General features: G+C 56.9%; 15 protein-coding genes, 1 tRNA gene and 2 pseudogenes. 8 read left to right on the forward strand and 10 right to left on the reverse strand.

Features of this window, described 5'->3' with window-relative positions:
• Positions 1 to 80 precede the first annotated feature (80 nt).
• The 4 genes from ATO10_RS08500 to ATO10_RS08515 all read right to left on the reverse strand — a co-directional run bounded on the left by ATO10_RS08500 (position 81) and on the right by ATO10_RS08515 (position 3233).
• Positions 81 to 869 carry a transporter substrate-binding domain-containing protein gene (locus tag ATO10_RS08500; protein WP_035250355.1) on the reverse strand — a complete coding sequence of 263 codons (789 nt, stop codon included), beginning with the start codon at positions 867 to 869 and terminating at the stop codon, positions 81 to 83.
• 21 nt (positions 870 to 890) lie between these two features.
• Entirely contained in the window at positions 891 to 1595 is a 705-nt protein-coding gene (locus ATO10_RS08505; protein WP_051598041.1) for an amino acid ABC transporter permease, read from the reverse strand.
• Positions 1592 to 2269 (reverse strand): amino acid ABC transporter permease, encoded by a 678-nt coding sequence (locus tag ATO10_RS08510; protein WP_035250358.1) that lies wholly within the window; start codon positions 2267 to 2269, stop codon positions 1592 to 1594. The genes ATO10_RS08505 and ATO10_RS08510 overlap by 4 nt, the downstream gene beginning before the upstream one ends.
• A 277-nt stretch (positions 2270 to 2546) precedes the next feature.
• Entirely contained in the window at positions 2547 to 3233 is a 687-nt protein-coding gene (locus ATO10_RS08515; RefSeq protein ID WP_035250361.1) for a response regulator transcription factor, read from the reverse strand.
• Between the two features lie 157 nt (positions 3234 to 3390).
• On the opposite strand from ATO10_RS08515, the gene ribA reads away from it, so the two are divergent.
• Together ribA and ATO10_RS08525 are read left to right on the forward strand one after the other, a co-directional pair.
• Positions 3391 to 4479, forward strand: coding sequence for a GTP cyclohydrolase II (ribA, locus tag ATO10_RS08520; protein WP_035250363.1), 1089 nt, complete (start codon positions 3391 to 3393; stop codon positions 4477 to 4479).
• On the forward strand, positions 4476 to 4994 hold the full coding sequence (locus ATO10_RS08525) for a L,D-transpeptidase family protein (RefSeq protein ID WP_035250365.1): 519 nt from the start codon (positions 4476 to 4478) through the stop codon (positions 4992 to 4994). Before ribA ends, ATO10_RS08525 begins: the two co-directional genes overlap by 4 nt.
• On the opposite strand, the gene ATO10_RS08530 is transcribed toward ATO10_RS08525, so the two are convergent.
• From ATO10_RS08530 to ATO10_RS08540, 3 genes are all read right to left on the reverse strand, one after another.
• The gene (locus ATO10_RS08530) at positions 4991 to 5644 is read right to left on the reverse strand and encodes a YggS family pyridoxal phosphate-dependent enzyme (protein WP_035250368.1); all 654 of its coding nucleotides are present in this window, start codon (positions 5642 to 5644) and stop codon (positions 4991 to 4993) included. The two genes, ATO10_RS08525 and ATO10_RS08530, sit on opposite strands and share 4 nt — an antisense overlap.
• Positions 5645 to 5647: 3 nt before the next feature.
• Positions 5648 to 7807, reverse strand: coding sequence for a tetratricopeptide repeat-containing sulfotransferase family protein (locus ATO10_RS08535; protein ID WP_035250371.1), 2160 nt, complete (start codon positions 7805 to 7807; stop codon positions 5648 to 5650).
• Between the two features lie 127 nt (positions 7808 to 7934).
• The gene (locus tag ATO10_RS08540; RefSeq protein WP_035250374.1) at positions 7935 to 8888 is read right to left on the reverse strand and encodes a porin; all 954 of its coding nucleotides are present in this window, start codon (positions 8886 to 8888) and stop codon (positions 7935 to 7937) included.
• Between the two features lie 270 nt (positions 8889 to 9158).
• On the opposite strand from ATO10_RS08540, the gene ATO10_RS08545 reads away from it, so the two are divergent.
• From ATO10_RS08545 to holA, 4 genes are all read left to right on the forward strand, one after another.
• Positions 9159 to 9683, forward strand: a complete 525-nt coding sequence (locus ATO10_RS08545) for a DUF3576 domain-containing protein (protein WP_035250377.1) — start codon at positions 9159 to 9161, stop codon at positions 9681 to 9683.
• A gap of 89 nt (positions 9684 to 9772) precedes the next feature.
• Positions 9773 to 12436, forward strand: coding sequence for a leucine--tRNA ligase (leuS, locus tag ATO10_RS08550; RefSeq protein WP_035250380.1), 2664 nt, complete (start codon positions 9773 to 9775; stop codon positions 12434 to 12436).
• A complete protein-coding gene (gene lptE, locus ATO10_RS08555; protein WP_035250382.1) occupies positions 12423 to 12920 on the forward strand; it encodes an LPS assembly lipoprotein LptE in 498 nt (165 codons plus the stop codon). The genes leuS and lptE overlap by 14 nt, the downstream gene beginning before the upstream one ends.
• Positions 12917 to 13936, forward strand: coding sequence for a DNA polymerase III subunit delta (gene holA, locus ATO10_RS08560; RefSeq protein ID WP_035250383.1), 1020 nt, complete (start codon positions 12917 to 12919; stop codon positions 13934 to 13936). The genes lptE and holA overlap by 4 nt, the downstream gene beginning before the upstream one ends.
• 8 nt (positions 13937 to 13944) lie before the next feature.
• On the opposite strand, the gene ATO10_RS08565 is transcribed toward holA, so the two are convergent.
• Positions 13945 to 14928, reverse strand: coding sequence for a complex I NDUFA9 subunit family protein (locus tag ATO10_RS08565; protein WP_035250386.1), 984 nt, complete (start codon positions 14926 to 14928; stop codon positions 13945 to 13947).
• Between the two features lie 145 nt (positions 14929 to 15073).
• Here ATO10_RS08565 and ATO10_RS08570 point away from each other — a divergent pair.
• Both ATO10_RS08570 and ATO10_RS08580 read left to right on the forward strand, forming a co-directional pair.
• Positions 15074 to 15160 (forward strand) — tRNA-Leu (locus ATO10_RS08570).
• A gap of 579 nt (positions 15161 to 15739) precedes the next feature.
• A pseudogene (locus ATO10_RS08580) lies at positions 15740 to 16853 on the forward strand (IS3 family transposase).
• Between the two features lie 463 nt (positions 16854 to 17316).
• On the opposite strand, the gene tpiA reads toward ATO10_RS08580, so the two are convergent.
• Both tpiA and eno read right to left on the reverse strand, forming a co-directional pair.
• Positions 17317 to 18084: a triose-phosphate isomerase gene (gene tpiA, locus ATO10_RS08585; protein ID WP_035250388.1), complete on the reverse strand. Its 768-nt coding sequence runs from the start codon at positions 18082 to 18084 to the stop codon at positions 17317 to 17319.
• Positions 18081 to 18254 (reverse strand): annotated as a pseudogene (eno, locus tag ATO10_RS16180) (phosphopyruvate hydratase); the annotation flags it as partial. The pseudogene eno and the gene tpiA, both read right to left, overlap by 4 nt.

Raw genomic sequence — 18254 nt, forward strand, 5'->3', positions numbered from 1 at the left:
CAGCCCGCAGTTGGCCACCCGAAACAAGCGCAAAAGCCCGGCGAGATGCACCGGGCTTTTGTCGGATCATGATCGGTCGATCAGAAGGTCGGAAGCGGCGGTAGGGGCTGGCCCAGCCATTCCAGAGAAATCTCGTTCAGATCACCGCCCAGTTTTTTGTGAAGGATAAAGACATTGACCCACTGCAGCAGGTCATAGTTGCCCTTTTTCACGCCGATAAATGCAGGGCTGTCTTTGATGATGAACTTACGTGCGACGCTCATGTCCGGGTTGGATTCGGCAATGGCGGCGGCCAGCGTGTTGCCTGCAACCAGCACATCCACCTGACCCGACACAAACGCGGCTTGCGTGGCGGCATTGTCCCCGAAGCGGATGATCTCGGTTCCTTCGGGGGCGACTTTGGTAAGCTCCAGATCTTCCAGCGTCCCGCCGGTCAGGCCAACTTTCATCCCACCCAGATCAGCGGCACTGGAAATCGGCTTGTCCGCCGCGGCAAAGGCACCCGAATAGAACGGTGCATATGCGGCCGAGAACCAGATTGACTTGGCGCGCGACGGGTTCGCGCCCATGGTCGAGATCACCAGATCAACCCGGTCGGTTTCCAGAAACGGGATACGCTGTTTGGACACCACCGGCACCAGTTCTAGCTCGACTCCCAGATCTTCGGCGATCAGCTTGGCAACGGATACATCATAGCCCACGTGTTCGCCTTCGGGGCCCAGCGCGCCAAAGGGTGGAAAGTTTTCGGGCACGGCGATTTTGACCACACCGGATTCAAGAATATCGGCCAAGTCGGCCTGCGCCGGAGCCGAAAATGGCAGGGCAAGCGCCAGCGCGGCAGCGGCCACTTTCAGGGTTTTAGTGAACATGTTGCGTCTCCTTTGGTTAGTTCATGCCGCCTGCGCGGCCTCTTTCGATACATTTCCCAACTTGCGCTCCAACCGGCGCGACCAAAGCGTCAGCGGGTAGCAAAGGGCGAAATAAATGACCGCCATGAGCGGGAAGATGATGAAGGGTTCGGACCCGGGCACCGGGGCGTTGGCCCAGCGCTTGCCGATGGTCATCAGGTCGCTGAAGCCGATGATATAGGCCAGCGACGTACCCTTGATGATCTGCACCATGAAGCCCACGGTTGGGGCCAGGGCGATGCGAAACGCCTGTGGCAGGATCACGGTGCGCAGCGTCGGCACAAAGCCAAGACCCAGCGCGCGCGACCCTTCCCATTGGCCCTGCGGGACCGATTCAATCGCCCCGCGCCAGACGTCTGACAGGTACGCCGACGCATAGACCGTCAATGACACGATCGCCGCAACCCATGGGTTTATGTCTGCCCCGATCAGGCGCGGCACGCCCAGCCCGGTCAGGAACAACAGCATCAGAAGCGGCGTGGATTGAAACAACCAGATATAGCTGACGGCCACCCGTCGCGGCGTTTTGCGCGGCACGATCCGCATCAGCGTGATCAGTGCACCAAGAATGCCCCCACCCGCAAATGCGATCAACGACAGGTAAATCGTGTACTGCGTCGCCTCGATCAGCTGAAACAGGATGATCCCGTCGGGCTTGCCCAGCACCGTGATGAACAGGTCCTTCATCGCGTATATTTCCATGCAAAGGCCCGGCGTTCGATCAGTTGCATCAAGCCTTTGAACGCCAGAGAAATCAGGATGTAGAGCACCGTAAGGGTCAGGAAGACCTCGAACGAGCGAAAGGTGCGGCTGTCGATGAACAGCCCGGCAAAGGTCAGATCGCGCACCCCGATTTCGGAAATCACACCGGTGGTCAGAAAGAGGAAAATGAACTGCGAATTCAGCGAGGCAAACATCTGCGCGATGGACTGCGGCAAAACGATTTTCAGGAACCGCACATATCGCGGCAGGCCCAGCGCCTTTGCGGCGTCTAGTTGACCATCATCCGCCGAACTGTAGCCAGCCCGCAAAATCTCGGCGAAATAGGCCGAGAAATTCAGCGTCAGAGCCAGCACCGCATGGGCCCAGAACGGCCACACATAGCCCAACAACAACGGCAGGCCGAAAGCCACAAAGAACAGTTGAACAATCAACGGCGTGTTACGGATGAAATCAACATAACCAGCCGCCAGGTACCGTAGAACCGGGATTTTCTCGTGCCGCGCGGCCGATAGGCCCACACCCATAACAAATCCTAACGCAGCCCCTGCCAAGGTCACAAAGGCACTGACCCCGACCCCTTCCAGCAACAGCAAAAGGTAGTCCGGGTTACGATAGATTTCGAAAAATCGTAGCTCCATCAAGGGCTGCCTTTGGTCCGGTCCTAGGTTGGTCCGAAACCATTGCACGCGCCCTTGCTGTAACCTCGGTAAATCCGTGGCCAACCCTTAAGGAGTTATATCACGCCCAGTTGTTAACCAGTTTTTTAACTGATTGGGCAAAAAAAAGCCCGGGCGCGAAGCCCGGGCCAGTCCAACAGGGAGGTCCGTCTTTAACCCAAGGCGGCAGGAAACTGTTTGTGCAACAATCTGCGTTAACGCCCACTATTACATAATATGTGGGCAACAATAAGGCTGTTTACGCCACCAGCCGGTAGCCGCCGCTTTCCGTCACCAGCAACCGCGCGTTCGAGGGATCAGGCTCAATCTTCTGGCGCAGACGATAGATATGGGTCTCCAGCGTGTGTGTGGTGACACCGGCGTTGTAACCCCAAACCTCGTGCAGCAGCACATCACGGGCGACCACACCTTCCGAGGCACGATAGAGGAACTTGAGGATATTTGTCTCTTTCTCGGTCAGGCGGATTTTACGATCATCCTCGGTCACGAGCATCTTGGTGGCGGGCTTAAACGTATACGGCCCAAGCTGGAATACCGCGTCTTCTGACTGTTCATGCTGGCGCAGCTGAGCGCGAATACGCGCCAGAAGCACCGGAAACTTGAAGGGCTTGGTCACATAGTCATTGGCGCCGGCATCAAGGCCAAGGATCGTATCAGCATCGCTGTCGTGGCCGGTCAGCATCAGGATCGGGCACTTCACACCCTGCTTACGCAGCAAACGACATAGCTCTCGTCCATCCGTATCGGGCAAACCTACATCCAGAATCACCAGATCATAAATCGCCTCTTTGGCCTTCTCCATCGCGGTCGCGCCACTGTCAGCTTCGAAAACATCAAAGTCTTCGGTCATTACCAGCTGTTCACTAAGCGCTTCGCGCAGGTCGTCATCATCGTCGACCAGCAGTATCTTTTTCAGGTTACCCATCGTTACCTCCACGTGACTTTCGACAGACTTGGGTCACTGTGGCCACCCGTGCAAGTATTGCTGCAAATTCTCACGCAACCGTGTGGCAATCACTCTGTTTGTTTCATATTTGCACAATGCAGGGTAAACCGTTGAAACAAGATTGTCGGAAAAATCCATGAGCCTTCTGCCCACACTGACCGAAAAACTTGCCCGCGCCCGCGCGGACCTTCGTCTTGGGCTGGGGGTGGTTTTGTCAGGCGGGGGCGATGCTGTCGTGGCAATCGCGGCCGAGGTCGTGGATAACACCCGCCTGAATGACCTGCGCGCGCTGGGCACGCTTGAACTGGCACTGACGGCACGACGGGCGCAAACTCTTAAGGCGCGCGCCTATGACGGGGATTTAGCGCGGGTGCGGGTGCCCTCGGATGTGGATCGCAGATGGGTGCGCGCGCTGGCCGATCCTGCCGATGATCTGATGCACCCGATGAAGGGCCCGCTGCATTGCGCCCGGGGGGGCAATGCTGATCTGCACCGCGCCGCCCTGACTCTGGCCAAGCAAGCGCAGGTTTTGCCTGCCATTCTGGTTGTGCGGATCGTAGGCGCCGCCAAATTCGCTTCCGACCATGATCTGACGGCAATTGATGTCGATCAGGCGGCAGACCTGCTTCATGCCTCGCCTGCCATGGCCGAGGTCGTACATGCACGGCTGCCCATGACCGTGTCCGAGGCCGGGCGCCTGCACATCTTCCGCCCCGAAGACGGCAGCGTCGAACATTACGCCGTTGAGATCGGCCAGCCCGCGCGCGACAAACCGGTGCTGGCGCGGCTGCACTCGGCCTGTTTTACCGGCGATATACTGGGCAGCCTGAAGTGCGATTGTGGACCACAGCTGAACGCCGCTTTGGCCCAGATGGCCGAGGAAGGCTCTGGCGTCTTGCTGTACCTCAACCAAGAGGGACGCGGCATCGGTCTGGCCAACAAGATGCGTGCCTACTCGTTGCAGGATCAGGGCTTTGATACCGTCGAGGCCAACCATCGACTGGGGTTTGAGGATGACGAACGTGATTTCGAAATCGGCGCTGCGATCCTGCGCGAGATGGGGTTTGATCAGGCCCGGTTGCTGACCAACAACCCCAACAAGATCAAGATGCTGGAACACAGCGGCATCACCGTGACCGAACGTGTACCGCTTAAGGTCGGCCTGACCCGCCATAACGAAGGCTATCTGGCCACCAAGGCCCGAAAATCAGGGCACCTGTTGTGACTCCGCAAGATCTGGTTGTCACCCCAACCGGCTGCCGGTTCATGGGGCAGGTCTTTCCCTGTACGATCGGGCGCGGGGGCATCACCACTGACAAGCGCGAGGGCGATGGCGCGACACCCGCCGGCACCCACCGAATCATCGGCGCGGGGTATCGACGGGATCGGTTGGCCCACCCGTTTGGCGGCAAGCGCGGCCCCTTTTTGATGCGGGCGGTGCGACTGGACGACATCTGGTCTGACGATGTTGCCGACCCCGCCTATAACCGCGCCCTGAACGCGTCCAGTCACCCCTATAGCCATGAACGGCTGTTCCGCTGTGACCGGCTGTATGATCTGTTTCTGATGACAGATTGGAACTGGCCCGATGCACAGCCCGGGCGCGGTTCGGCCATTTTTATCCACCGTTGGCGCCGCCCTGGCTATCCCACCGAAGGATGCGTGGCCTTCGCGCCCGCGCACCTGCTGTGGATTACCCAGAACCTGACGGCCCAATCGCGGCTGATCGTGCGGCCCTAGGCGTAGGCGCGATCCCCAAAAATCGCCGAGCCGACCCGCACATGGGTCGCACCCTGTGCAATGGCGCGTTCAAAATCGCTGCTCATGCCCATGCTTAAACCTTCAAGCCCGTTACGTTTGGCGATCTTGGCCAGCAAAGCAAAATGCAGGCTGGGCTCTTCATCCGCCGGCGGGATACACATCAGCCCCTTCAGCGGCAGATTCAGTTCACGACACAGAGCAACCAGACCGTCGACATCATCCAAAGCGACACCCGCTTTTTGCGGCTCGTCCCCGGTGTTTACCTGAATGAACACATCCGGCATTTTGCCCAGATCCGCGCCGATCATCGCAATCCGACGCGCCAGTTTCTCGCTGTCGACCGTGTGAATCGCATCAAACAGTTCTATCGCAGCGCGCACCTTGTTGCTTTGCAAGGGGCCGATCAAATGCAGCTCGATCCCGTCGAACCGCTCCAGAAACTGAGGCCAACGTCCCTGTGCTTCCTGCACGCGGTTTTCACCAAAGACACGATGCCCCTGCTCTAAAACCGCCTCAACCCGCTCATCGGGCTGAACCTTGGATACTGCAATCAACTGCGTTGCCCCCTTAGGGCGCCCGGCAGTTGCTTCGGCCTTCTCGACCTTTTGTGCAATTTCTTGCAACGGCATGGCTTAAATCACATCACCCAACGCTTCGATCATCTCGGCCAGATCATCTTCGTGACGCTTCCAGGCCGCTTGCGAGCTTTTATAGATCGGCTGACGCACCTGTGCGACGCTCAACGTGGCGACGCGACGTTTGTTTTCGTGGAAGCTCAGGCAGGCGTCTTCCCACTCCAGATCGCACGCCTCCAGCAACTTGCGGGTTTCTTCCTCGGGGGAGTCGATCAGATCTTCATACTGAATCTCATGGAAGCCGCCGGGCAGTTTTTCACGCCAGAACTCCACCATTTCGACAAACATTCGGTAGTATTTGCCCAAATCAGTCTGGTTGTACGCGTAGCGATGCGTGCCCTCGGGGAAGACGTTCTTATAGATCGACAGCAGGCAATCGCGCGGATCGCGACGTACCAACACGATATGCGCCTTCGGAAAGATCATCTTGACCACACCCATCGCCATGTAAGTCTGAATCGCCTTGTCGACCACACGTTCGGCCCCCGGGCAGGCATCTTGCAGGCTCTTTTCGGCGATCTCACCAACGCCGCGCAATTCGTCGACGCCAATAATGTCCAGCGGACGATAGTTCGGGGTTCCCTGATTCATCATCGCTGTCAGGTTTCCGATGAAAGCCCCGTTCTCACCTGCGCCATCCACGCGACTGTGGCTGGACAGGATTTGTTCAACCAAGGTTGTTCCCGAACGCGGCATGCCTGTGACAAAGATCGGTGCAAAGTCGCTGGCGCCTTCGATCGGTTTGACCTGCGAAAAGTCGACATCCGCAAAAGCGGCTTTGACTTTGTCGATCTCTTTCCGGCGCGTCGAGATATCATAGGGAAACAACTTGCGAACAAGGTCATTTGCCGGGTTCAGATAGTCGAACACGCGATCATAGGCTTTGTTTTGCTCCACCGCTTTGGCCATAGCAAAATACATTTGCATCTTGTTGCCATCGGTGGTGCGCGTGTTTTCGATCTGATCTTCAAGCTGCAAAATCACCGGATCATCCAGCTTCAGCTTGTGACTGGTAAAGAAGCTACGATAGATTTCACCGCCTTCGGGCTGAAGCGCCAATGCCTTACGGAAATCTGCTTCTGCTTCCTCGAAACGGGCCAGCGACTGTAGATAAAGCGCCCGGAAGCTATAGGCGATAGATAGGTTTTCATCCAGTTCGATGGCCTTATCGAACGCAGCCATCGCGTCTTTTTCACGCCCCTGCTTGCCGTAGGAGTTGCCCAGTCGCGCATGGATCAGGGCATTCTTCATACCCTTCTCCAGCGCCTCATTCAGCACATTGATCGCCTCATCTTCCTTGGCAACGATAGAATAGAGCCGGTTCAACAACATGTAGGCATCCAAAAGATCCGGCTGCACTTTCAATGCGCGCTTGGCATACTCGATTGCCAGCGGATAGCGCCCCATACGGCCCAACAACGATGCCGAGTTCAGCAATGCCTGCGGCATATCCTTGCGAAGCTTCAGAGCCGCCTGAAATTCCTTTTCGGCCTGCTCGTAATCTCCCGTTTCTACTAGGAAGTTACCGAAAGTATTGCGGGCCTCGGGATAGTCGGGTGCCAGCCTGACGGCAGCTTCGTATTCTTTGCGCGCTTCGGCATATTTGTTCTGCATTCCTAAAGCATTTGCCAAAATCAACGCGATGATCCCAACGTCGGGATGCTGGCGGCGCAAACCACGCGCCAGGCTTTCCGCCTCTTGGGCTTTGCCTTGCGAAACCAAGTCGATGCCGCGCTGAATATCTGCTGGGCTCGCATCCCCGATGGACGGGCCTTTGCGCGGCGCTGGTTGTTTTTTCAAACGATCTTGCAGCGCAATCATCAATGGCGCAGGCAGGCGTGCGGCCTTCGCTTCATTCAAAAATGCTTCGGTTCGATCCGCGTCATCAAGGTTGGCCAATACCTCGGCATAGGCACGCCAAATGTTTTCGCCATCCGGTTTCGTAGCGCGCGCAATTTCCAGATGCTGAATTGCTTTCTCGGCATCGGCGCGCATCATTTGAATGCGGGCCATGTGAAAATGAGCGCCGGCGGATTTTGGCATGTTCGACAGAACAATTCTCAATCGGTTTTCAGCTTCATCTAGCTTTCGCTGGCCAATAAGCTGAACGGCTTGATTAAAGTTGGCCTGAATCTGAGAGTTATTCAGCGGAAGCATCTGCACATTCCTCAAACGATGATTTTCGTCTGGCTATCACGGTGCAAAGTCTTTGTCTAACAGTGGTCCACAAAAGAAAAGAGCGGGCAAAAAGCCCGCTCTTCCCTAAACAGAATGTTGTTCTGAATTAGAACGACATTGCAACACCCAGCGACCAGGTGTCGCCAGCTGCGCCGGAGTCGCCGTAACCGAACAGTACTTCAGCACCGCCCAGGTCGTAGCCGATGGCCAGACCGAAACCGTCGGTGGTGGTGCCACCGGTTGCTTCGTACTCACCGTAGTTGATGCCGATCGACAGGGCGTCCATGGTGTAGCCCAGGCCGATGCCCCAGTGGCTGTCCAGCGACGAGAAGCCGTCGAAGTCAACGTAACCCAGAGCGGCTTGGAAGCCGTTGCCGAAGTCAGCAGCAGCAGTCAGACCAACAACGTCGTTGGTGCCGTTGGACTGGTAGCCCAGGCCAAAGTCAACAGCAATGCCGCCGAAGTCTGCACCATAAGTCAGACCCAAGCCGTAGATATCATCTGCGGTGCCGAGGTCAGCCAACTCAACCGAAGCAGCAACAGCGAAGTCGCCGAACGAATAGTCGTAACGCAGAACTTGACCGTCGTGGCCACCGTCCAGGCCAGTGCCATCAAAGAAGCCAGCGTGGCCGGTTTCGTCGTCAGCGATCGAGCCGCCTACAACGTTAACTTCGCCGTATGCCCAGTCGAACGCACCGTCGGTGTCGCCCATGGTCAGGGTGCCGAAGCCGCCCGAGATGTAAACCGAGTGTTCAGCTGTGCAGCTGCCAACCAGGGCAGCGCCACTGTTGGTAGGCTGCGAAACGATGCCGCCGGTCAAACCACCAGTTGTAGCGCAAATGTCGTCGCCAACTTCGTCCAGATCGATGGTTGCACCAAACGACAGGCCGTTGTCAGTTTCGCCTTCCAGCGTGAACACAACGTCCAGATCGTGGTGGAAGCCGGTGAAGGTGCCGTTATCAGCAACACCCATTTCTGCCGAACCCGACAGAGTTACTTCTGCGGCGGCGAAGCCAGCCGATGCAACCAGTGCGGTGGTCGCGAAGAGAACCTTTTTCATGGTTTTCCCTCATTCATTAAAAGGTGACCCCAGCCCATTTGTAGACTGGGTATGCCGCTGTGTCGCTCTTTGCCGGTTCAATTGCAACAAAACCGCCGCCCACCAAAACACTGGGGTCGCAAATGATGCAGCTTTGCCACACCCACATTTGACGCTGTGAAATACCGCTCCTGCAGGGATTTGCCCGGAATGGTGCTGTTCTGGAAAAACCTTGTCCCTCTTTGATAGCTCGGCTAGAGATCACAAAGGATTAATTGGGGCAGGACCACGATGACCTTCTCGAACTGTTTGCGTGCCGCTGCGGCTGCTGCACTTTTGGGCTTAGCTGGATGCGGTGGTATCGGCAGTGGGGATAGCGGACTGTTTGAACGCACCGGGCAAAGCTCGGACGAAAACATCCAACGTCAGCGGGACGCGCGCGAAGCCACCTTGCAAGAAGAGCAGAAAACTCAATCCACGATCTGGGACCTTTTCGGCAATGTCGATGACCCCAATGTGACGGTTGAGGTCAATAAGTACCTTTGGAACGCCTCGCTAGAGGTTCTGAATTTCCTGCCTATTCAATCGGTTGACCCGTTTTCAGGCGTGATTGTCACCGGTTATGGCACCCCACCGGGCGGCGGACGCGCTTATCGCGCGACGATTCTGGTGCAGGATCCCGCTCTGGACGCGCGTTCATTGAAAGTGGCGCTGGCCACGCGCTCGGGCCCGGTTTCAACATCGACCGTCCGCGCCGTTGAAGACGCTATATTGACCCGCGCCCGCCAATTGCGCATCCGCGACGGCAATCTGTAACCTGCAAGGCTGGACGCGCGCGCAGCACAAGATTATCACGACGCCGGGCCATCGCGCCCGGCGTTTGACTGACAAGGACCCAGATACACATGTCCCGTTTTGAGCCCTCGACCATAGAATCCAAATGGCAGACCGCCTGGGAACAGGCGGGGACCTTTACCGCCACGCGCGACCCGGCCAAGGACAAATACTATGTCCTCGAGATGTTCCCCTATCCGTCGGGCCGAATCCATATGGGCCACGTGCGCAACTACACCATGGGGGATGTGATCGCGCGCTATAAGATGTCTTGCGGGTTTTCTGTGCTGCACCCGATGGGCTGGGACGCTTTTGGTATGCCCGCGGAAAACGCCGCAATGGAGCGGGGCGGCCATCCAAAAGACTGGACCTATGGCAACATCGCCGACATGCGCGATCAGATGAAACCGCTGGGCCTGTCGATTGACTGGTCGCGTGAATTTGCCACCTGCGACCCCGAATATTATGGCCAGCAGCAGGCGATGTTCATCGACATGCTGCACGCCGGGCTGGTTTATCGCAAAAACGCCATCGTCAACTGGGACCCGGTCGATATGACCGTTCTTGCCAACGAACAGGTCGAGGACGGCCGCGGCTGGCGCTCGGGTGCTTTGGTCGAACGGCGTGAACTGACGCAATGGTTCTTTAAAATCTCGGACTTCTCCGAAGAGCTGCTGAGCGCGCTGGACGGGCTGGATAACTGGCCCGAGAAGGTCAAGCTGATGCAGCGCAACTGGATCGGCAAGTCGCGCGGTCTGGAATTTGCCTTTGGCACCGTCGATGCACCCGAAGGTTTCGACCGGATCGAGGTCTATACCACCCGCCCCGACACGCTGATGGGGGCGTCTTTCGTTGGCATCTCGCCCGATCACCCGCTGGCCAAGCAACTGGAATCGCACGACGATAAGGTTGCCGCGTTCTGCGCCGAGTGCCGCAAGGGCGGCACGACCGAGGAGGCAATCGAAACCGCTGAAAAGCTGGGCTATGACACCGGTATCAAAGTTCGCCACCCTTTTGATACCAGCTGGGAGCTGCCGGTTTACATCGCCAACTTTATCCTGATGGACTACGGCACCGGCGCGATCTTTGGCTGCCCCGCCCACGACCAGCGCGATTTTGAATTCGCCACCAAATACGATCTGCCGATCACCCCGGTGTTTGAACCCACCGATGGCGCCTCGGGCCTGACCGAGGCCTTTGTACCGCTGAAATCGGAAACCGTCCGCTATGTGCGCGGCTTTGCCGGTGAGCAGGTGCAAACCGGCGAAGCGGGCGTGAACTCCGCGATTGATTTCTGCGAAGAGAACGGCGTCGGCCACGGCGTGACCAAATTCCGCCTGCGCGACTGGGGGCTGAGTCGCCAGCGCTATTGGGGTTGCCCGATCCCGGTGGTGCATTGCGAAGATTGCGGCGTGGTGCCCGAAAAGAAAGAGAACCTGCCGGTTGAGCTGCCTTATGATAATGGCAACGAACCCATCGACTTCGCGGTGCCCGGCAACCCGCTGGACCGTCATCCGACCTGGCGCGATTGCGCCTGCCCGTCTTGCGGCAAACCGGCGAAGCGTGAGACCGACACGATGGATACGTTTGTCGACAGCTCGTGGTATTACGCGCGCTTCACCGCACCGCGGGCCGAGACGCCCACCAATGCCGAGGATGCGGAATACTGGATGAATGTCGACCAGTATATCGGCGGTATTGAACACGCGATTCTGCACCTGCTGTACTCGCGCTTTTTCGCCCGCGCGATGCAGATCACCGGCCATCTACCGAAGAAGGCGGTGGAACCGTTCGACGCCTTGTTCACCCAAGGCATGGTGACGCACGAGATTTACCTGACCCGTGATGAAAACGGCCGTCCGGTCTATCACCTGCCCGAGACAATCTTGGAATATACTTCAAATGTAGACGGTAAGAAAAAGGCAGTACTAAAACTTGGCGTAACACGCGCAAATATGGACCCAAAGACAGTCTCAGCGGATGTATTGACTGAAGCTAGCCGCCAAGGACTGTTTGATGGATACGAAGTCGAGACAATCCCTTCGGCCAAGATGTCAAAGTCTAAAAAGAACGTGGTGGACCCGGTCAACATCATTCAGGCCTTTGGCGCTGACACCGCGCGCTGGTTCGTACTGTCCGACAGCCCGCCGGAACGTGATGTGGAATGGACCGCCTCGGGCGCGGAAGCGGCCTATAAGCACCTTGGTCGCGTTTGGCGTGTCGCGGGCGATATCGCCACGCAAGAAGGTGCCGGCAAAGGCGACGAAGAGCTGACCCGCACCGTGCATAAGGCCATCCATGACGTGACCATGGGCATTGAAAGCTTTGGCTTTAATGCTGCTGTGGCCAAGCTCTATGGTCTGGCCAATGCGATCCAGAAATCCAAAGCGGGCGCTGATGCGCGCCGCGACGCGATGAAGGTTTTGGCGCAGCTGATGTCGCCGATGACCCCGCATCTGTCGGAAGAGATCTGGTCGATGCTGGGGGGCGAAGGTCTGGTGATCGACGCGCCATGGCCCAAGGCCGATCCGAAGATGTTGGTTGAAGACACCGTGACCCTGCCGATCCAGATCAACGGCAAACGCAAGGCGGAAATCAGCGTGGCCAAGGACCTGCCCAAGGAAGAGGTTGAAAAGCTGGCGCTGGCAAATGATGCTGTGGTCAAGGCGCTGGCCGGTGGTCAGCCCAAGAAACTGATCGTTGTGCCGGGCCGTATTATCAATGTCGTCATCTGACCGCCGTGCATTTTTGACCTTTGGCCTGTCGGCTTTGACGCTGGCAGGCTGTGGCTATGCTCCGGCGTTGGCGCCCGGTGGCGTCGCAGGCCCGCTTTATGGGCGCATCTACGTCACCGATCCGACGGATGAGAACGGATATCGGTTTGTGAACCGGTTTGAACAACGGTTAGGGCAAGCTGAAGCGCCCTCTTTCGATCTGGCCTATATGATCAAGACGTCCGAGCAAGGGCTGGCAATCACCAACACGCAGGAAACTACGCGTTTCAATATTGTTGGCAGCGTCACCTTTACCCTGACTGATCGCAGGACCGGGGCGGCGCTTATGACCGGCGAGGTCAACAGCTTCACCGGTTATTCGGCCACCGGGACCACTGTCTCGACACGCACGGCGCAACAAGACGCACAGGCGCGTTTGATGGTGATTCTGGCCGACCAATTGGCCACCAAGCTGATCGGCAGCGCCGGGACGCTTGATCTGTGAAGCTCGCAGGGGCGGCCGCGAACCGGTATTTCTCTAAGCCTGAACCGGGGCGCAGCGGTCTATTGATCTTTGGTGCGGATGCGATGCGCGTGGCCCTTAAGCGGCAAGAGGTCATCAAAGCGCTGATCGGCCCGCAAGGCGAAGAAGAAATGCGGCTGACGCGGATGTCAGGTGCTGACCTGAGGTCTGACAAATCACTGCTGCTGGACGCAATCAAAGAACAAGGGTTCTTTCCCGGCCCACGCGTGGCGTTTGTCGAAGATGCGACGGACGGCAATGCCCCGGCCATCAAAACAGCGCTGGATGACTGGCAAGAGGGCGACGCGCAGATTGTCGTGACCGCCAAGCAGCTGAACGCTCGTTCAGCCCTGCGCAAGGTTTTTGAAGGCCACAGTAATTCCTATGCCGCTGGTATTTATGATGATCCGCCGTCGCGCGAAGAAATCGAAACCGAACTGAAAAAGGCCAATCTGCAACTGGACCGCGACGCGATGACGGATCTGACCGCCCTGTCGCGCGAGATTGACCCAGGGGATTTCCGCCAGACCATCGAAAAGCTGTCACTGTACATGCTTGGCCATGACACCCCGGCAACCAGCACCGATCTTGAGGCCTGCGCCCCGGTTTCAACCGAGGCCGATCTGGATGATGTGCTGAATGCTGTTGCCGAGAGTCGCAGTGGTGACATCGGCCCGGTGATGCGCAAACTGGAAAGCCAAGGCGTATTGCCGGTTACCCTGTGCATCGGCGCGACACGCCATTTCCGCAGCCTTCACATGGCCGCATCTGACCCCGGCGGGGTCAGTTCAGGCATCGCCAAAATGCGTCCGCCTATCTTTGGCCCGCGTCGCGATCGGATGTCGCGTCAGGCGCAAAAATGGGGGATGCGCCGACTGGAAACCGCGCTGGATATTCTGTTGGACACTGACCTTACCCTGCGTTCCAGCAGTCAAGCCCCAACCATGGCCGTGATGGAGCGCACCCTGATCCGCCTTGCGATGCTGGGCGCGCGCTAAGCGCAAGCTTAGGTTTTCAGGTTTTTGGCGGAACCGGTGATCGCGTCATACTGCCCCTGCGGACGATAGCGATACAGATATTCCGGCAAAATCGCCTCGGCCGCGACGGGGGTGATGCCCAGCGCTTCAAAGCCTTTGGCGCCGTCGCCCACCACATTGTCATGGCGCAGGTTTTTCAACTGATCGCGCGTCAGCACACCGTTCGAGATCAAACCGCCGCTGAGCCACTGCAGCGCGTCAAATCCAAACGCCATCACGCCACCAATCGAAAATGGCAGGTTCACGATCAACCGACGGCGCAACACGACTTTCAGGATCAGCTGCACAGCCTCGCGTAGCGACATGATATCTGGCCCGCCCAGCTCATAAACGCCCGGAGCCGCAGAGCCGGTGATCCCCGCCACCGCAGCGCGGGCCACATCGTCTACGTACACTGGTTGAAACTTGGTATCGCCGCCCACCAGCGCCATCACCGGCCCAAACCGTGTCATCGAGGCGAAGCGGTTAAAGAACTGATCCTCGACCCCGAAAATCACCGAGGGGCGCAGGATCATCGCGCTCGGGAAATGCTGAAGCACACCGGCTTCGCCCTCAGCCTTGGATTGCTGATAGTCGCTTTCGCTGTCGGCATCCGCGCCGATGGCCGAAATATGTACCAGCTGGCGAACACCTTCTTCGGCAGCGATCCGGGCGATACGTTCGGCGCCTTCGTGCTGCACGGCGTCAAACTTGTTTTTGCCTTGCTCCAGCAGAATGCCAACGCAGTTGACCACCGCATCAGCGCCCTCTGCCGCGGCCCGTACAGATGCATCGTCGCGCACGTTGCACAGCACAGGTTCGACCTGACCCACAGCACCATAAGGTTTTACATGAAGAGCCTCATTCGGGCGTCGCACGGCCACGCGAACACGCCAGCCCTGATGCGCCATGCGCTGCGCGATATAACGCCCGACAAATCCGGATCCACCGTAGATGGTTACAAGCTGGGACATGAGAAAGGCCTCCATACCGATCTTAGCCCCTCTCAGATACCTCTCAGCGCGCGCCGGGACAAGCAAATTGCATTTCTTCACTTTTCTTGCGAATGGCCCTTGACCCCACCCCCCGCCAGCTTTAAATCCCGCCTCCACGACACCTGCCCAGGTGGCGGAATTGGTAGACGCGCTAGCTTCAGGTGCTAGTGTCCGTATGGACGTGGAGGTTCGAGTCCTCTCCTGGGCACCAATCAACTTTAATTATTGTAGCTTTTCAACGAGTTGATTGGATGGACTCGCTTCAAGCCACCTTTTAAACCACCTCTGCTAGCACGCACTGATGCTAGAGTGTGATTCGCTGCTCCTAGATGCAAGCCCGCTCTGCTCTTAACAAGCTCAGTTAACCACGCATTCTTAGCATTCGAATCTGAGTTTGACCTAACTCTCCGAAGCTCCATCAACTTTGTGATTGGTCTGCACCACCGAAGACCGACCGATTAAGGCGAGATTGACTGACCCTCAGATATCCAAAAAATCGAGGATGGGAGGCTGACGTGAAGACAGCCGATATATTCAGATTCTATGGTATAGTTCGAGGTACCTTTCACAAGAGCTTGAGAATGCATCGGGGCACATCAATCTCGAAGCTGTTCGAGGAAGCTTAATTGCGGCCTACTTCAGGAAAAAAGGCGGCACAATCAAATCTAAGCGACACTCCTGATCAACATCTGCGAGCAGTGTCGCTCTCTAAAGTCTCCAGACCATGGCCTGCTCCCCAGAAAAGTACGGTGTTTTGAGTTAGCCTGCTCTCCAACAGAGGAGACAGACGATGAAGAGAAGCCGTTTCAGCGAAGAACAGGTTATCGGGATACTGAAGGAGTATCAGGCTGGGCTTGGTGCGAAAGGTCTGTGCCGCAAGTATGGCGTAAGCGATGCGACGTTTTACAAATGGTGATCGAAGTACGGTGGCATGGAAGTGTCCGATGCCAGGAAGCTGAAAGCGCTTGAGGCTAAGAACGCCAAGCGGAAGAAATTCCTTGCCGAGCATATGATGGACGCGTGGACACTTAAGGAGATGCTGGGAAAAAACTTTTGAGGCCCGGTTCAAGGCGATGTGCTGTGGACTGGGCCATGACTGAGAAACGATAAATCAGAGGCGGGCTCGTGCGTTAGCGGGCATTGATCCGCGTGTCTAGCGGCGTGTGTCGAAGTGGCTTGCAGATACTGATTTGAGAGATCGTTTGAAGGAGATGTCGTCAGAACGGAGTCGCTATGGATATCGCTGACTGCATACCCTGCTCGAGCGGGAGGGCTGGCATGTGAATTGGAAGAGGCCGTACCGGATCTACCGCGAAGAAAGGTTAACCGTCCGCAAACGCGGCGGAAGCAAGCGCGCAGTGGGCACGAGTGCCCCTATGGCGATCCCGCAAGGGCCAAACCAGCGGTGGTCGTTCGACTTCGCGTCTGACAGTCTGTCCGGCGTCAGCAGGTTCCGCATCTTGAACGTGATCGACGACTTCAGCCATGAATGTTTTGCTGCTGTGGTCGACACTTCCGTGTCGGGTGAACGTGTGGCACCTGAGCTGGATGGTGTCGCTGAGATACGTGACTATTCCTGCATGGTGGTCAGCGACAAAGGCACAAAACTGACCTCGAATGGGAATCTGTAGTGGCAGGACGACCGCAAGGTTGACTGGCATTACATCGCACCGGGGAAGCCCATGAAAAACGGTTTTGTGGAAAGCTTCAACGGCAGGATGCGGGATGAGTGTCTGAACGAAAACCTGTTCGACAACCTGCGGCATGCCCGCAGTCTGATCAAAGTGTGGCGCAACGACTTTAACCATCATCGCCGGCACACAAGTCTCGCTAGTCTGATACCAGTGGAATATGCTAATCGGTCAAAGGAAGACCAAAGCCTGAACAGAGCTAACCTAAATTAGCGGACTCAATTGGGAGCAGGTCAGGTCCAGCGAAGCTCGCTTTAGTTCGATCGCGTAGGCGAGTTTGACGCCAGATCATGTGTCGCGTGTCCCAAGTGCGATACGGCGACTCCTACGAATGGCTTGAGTTAAAAAAAGATTACAAGAAATGCAACAGACTGATCTGATACGGCGCGCCTGGATCGAGAGCACAACTATTGCAAGCTAAGGGAAGTTCTGAGAGGCCGGGCCATCATAAATCTAAGAACCTGGTAGACAGGCTGTCGGTACGAGCCAGAATTGCGGCGAAGACTGGCCATTAGCGTCACCTAGTAGGTCTACGGAGAAACCTTACGTGGCTGGGCGAGCAGCATCTAAGGCGGCTGGTGCAGATCCGATCGAGGGCCTTACCACGGCGATTTAAGATACCAACCCGATGAAGTCTAGCGACGAAACAGTAAGAAAGATCAGAATTCCAGAGATATCAATGTTGTCTTTCTTGCTTTCTCTCGAACGCACCAGACGCCCGCCCGGCTTCGTCGACAATTACCGCAAACTCGATTGGATTTAGTGACGCTCCACCGACTAGAACACCGTCAACCACCGACAGAGAGAGCACTTCAAAGGCATTAGATGCCTTAACGGACCCCCCGTACAGGCAGGTTGTTTGATCCATCTGACCTTGCTTGCACAGCCAGTCCTTTATCCAAGACATAATCTCGAAAATGTCTTGAACACTTGCTGCATTACCTGTCCCAATAGACCAGATGGGTTCATAAGCTATGATCAGATCTTCCAAATCTACGTCGGCATCAAGACACGGTGCCAACTGGTCGTGAAGGACGGCCAGTGTAGCACCGACCAATCTTTCCTCTTTGGTTTCACCGATACACAAAATCGGCGTGAGACCCTCAGCCTGAGCCGCTGCAACCTTGCGGGCAACGGTCTCGTTGGTTTCACTATGGTTCATACGGCGTTCTGAATGCCCTGCGAGAACATACATCGCGCCGCAGTCCCTGATCATCTTTGCTGAAATGTCGCCCGTAAACGCTCCAGATACTTCTTCTGAGCAATCCTGGCCGCCGACCAAGATTTCCCCCACCTGGGCCGCCGCGTCCTTCAGGTACACGCTAGGCGGGCATACAACGACATCCACGTCTTGTGTGCGCCTCTCTCCAGATAGCTTCGCCAGTTCGCTTAGCAATGAACCGGACCCATTCATTTTCCAGTTTCCAACGACTGTTTTCTTCATTTCAGAATTCCTCGCCCCGCATATTCAGCGGTTTCACCCAGCATTTCCTCAATACGGATCAGCTGGTTGTATTTCGCCAGACGGTCGGAACGCGACAGCGAGCCGGTCTTGATCTGACCACAGTTGGTCGCCACGGCCAGGTCGGCGATGGTGGCGTCTTCGGTTTCGCC

Origin of the sequence: Actibacterium atlanticum, from assembly GCF_000671395.1 — a bacterium.
Taxonomy (GTDB): Bacteria; Pseudomonadota; Alphaproteobacteria; order Rhodobacterales; family Rhodobacteraceae; genus Actibacterium_D; species Actibacterium_D atlanticum.

What these genes read in the sequence shown, in the direction of transcription:
- ATO10_RS08500 (WP_035250355.1), bottom strand. Translation starts at nt 869, where the DNA reads ATGTTCACTAAAACCCTGAAAGTGGCCGCTGCCGCGCTGGCGCTTGCC.
- ATO10_RS08505 (WP_051598041.1), bottom strand. Translation starts at nt 1,595, where the DNA reads ATGAAGGACCTGTTCATCACGGTGCTGGGCAAGCCCGACGGGATCATC.
- ATO10_RS08510 (WP_035250358.1), bottom strand. Translation starts at nt 2,269, where the DNA reads ATGGAGCTACGATTTTTCGAAATCTATCGTAACCCGGACTACCTTTTG.
- ATO10_RS08515 (WP_035250361.1), bottom strand. Translation starts at nt 3,233, where the DNA reads ATGGGTAACCTGAAAAAGATACTGCTGGTCGACGATGATGACGACCTG.
- ribA (WP_035250363.1), top strand. Translation starts at nt 3,391, where the DNA reads ATGAGCCTTCTGCCCACACTGACCGAAAAACTTGCCCGCGCCCGCGCG.
- ATO10_RS08530 (WP_035250368.1), bottom strand. Translation starts at nt 5,644, where the DNA reads ATGCCGTTGCAAGAAATTGCACAAAAGGTCGAGAAGGCCGAAGCAACT.
- ATO10_RS08535 (WP_035250371.1), bottom strand. Translation starts at nt 7,807, where the DNA reads ATGCTTCCGCTGAATAACTCTCAGATTCAGGCCAACTTTAATCAAGCC.
- ATO10_RS08540 (WP_035250374.1), bottom strand. Translation starts at nt 8,888, where the DNA reads ATGAAAAAGGTTCTCTTCGCGACCACCGCACTGGTTGCATCGGCTGGC.
- ATO10_RS08545 (WP_035250377.1), top strand. Translation starts at nt 9,159, where the DNA reads ATGACCTTCTCGAACTGTTTGCGTGCCGCTGCGGCTGCTGCACTTTTG.
- leuS (WP_035250380.1), top strand. Translation starts at nt 9,773, where the DNA reads ATGTCCCGTTTTGAGCCCTCGACCATAGAATCCAAATGGCAGACCGCC.
- lptE (WP_035250382.1), top strand. Translation starts at nt 12,423, where the DNA reads ATGTCGTCATCTGACCGCCGTGCATTTTTGACCTTTGGCCTGTCGGCT.
- ATO10_RS08565 (WP_035250386.1), bottom strand. Translation starts at nt 14,928, where the DNA reads ATGTCCCAGCTTGTAACCATCTACGGTGGATCCGGATTTGTCGGGCGT.
- tpiA (WP_035250388.1), bottom strand. Translation starts at nt 18,084, where the DNA reads ATGAAGAAAACAGTCGTTGGAAACTGGAAAATGAATGGGTCCGGTTCA.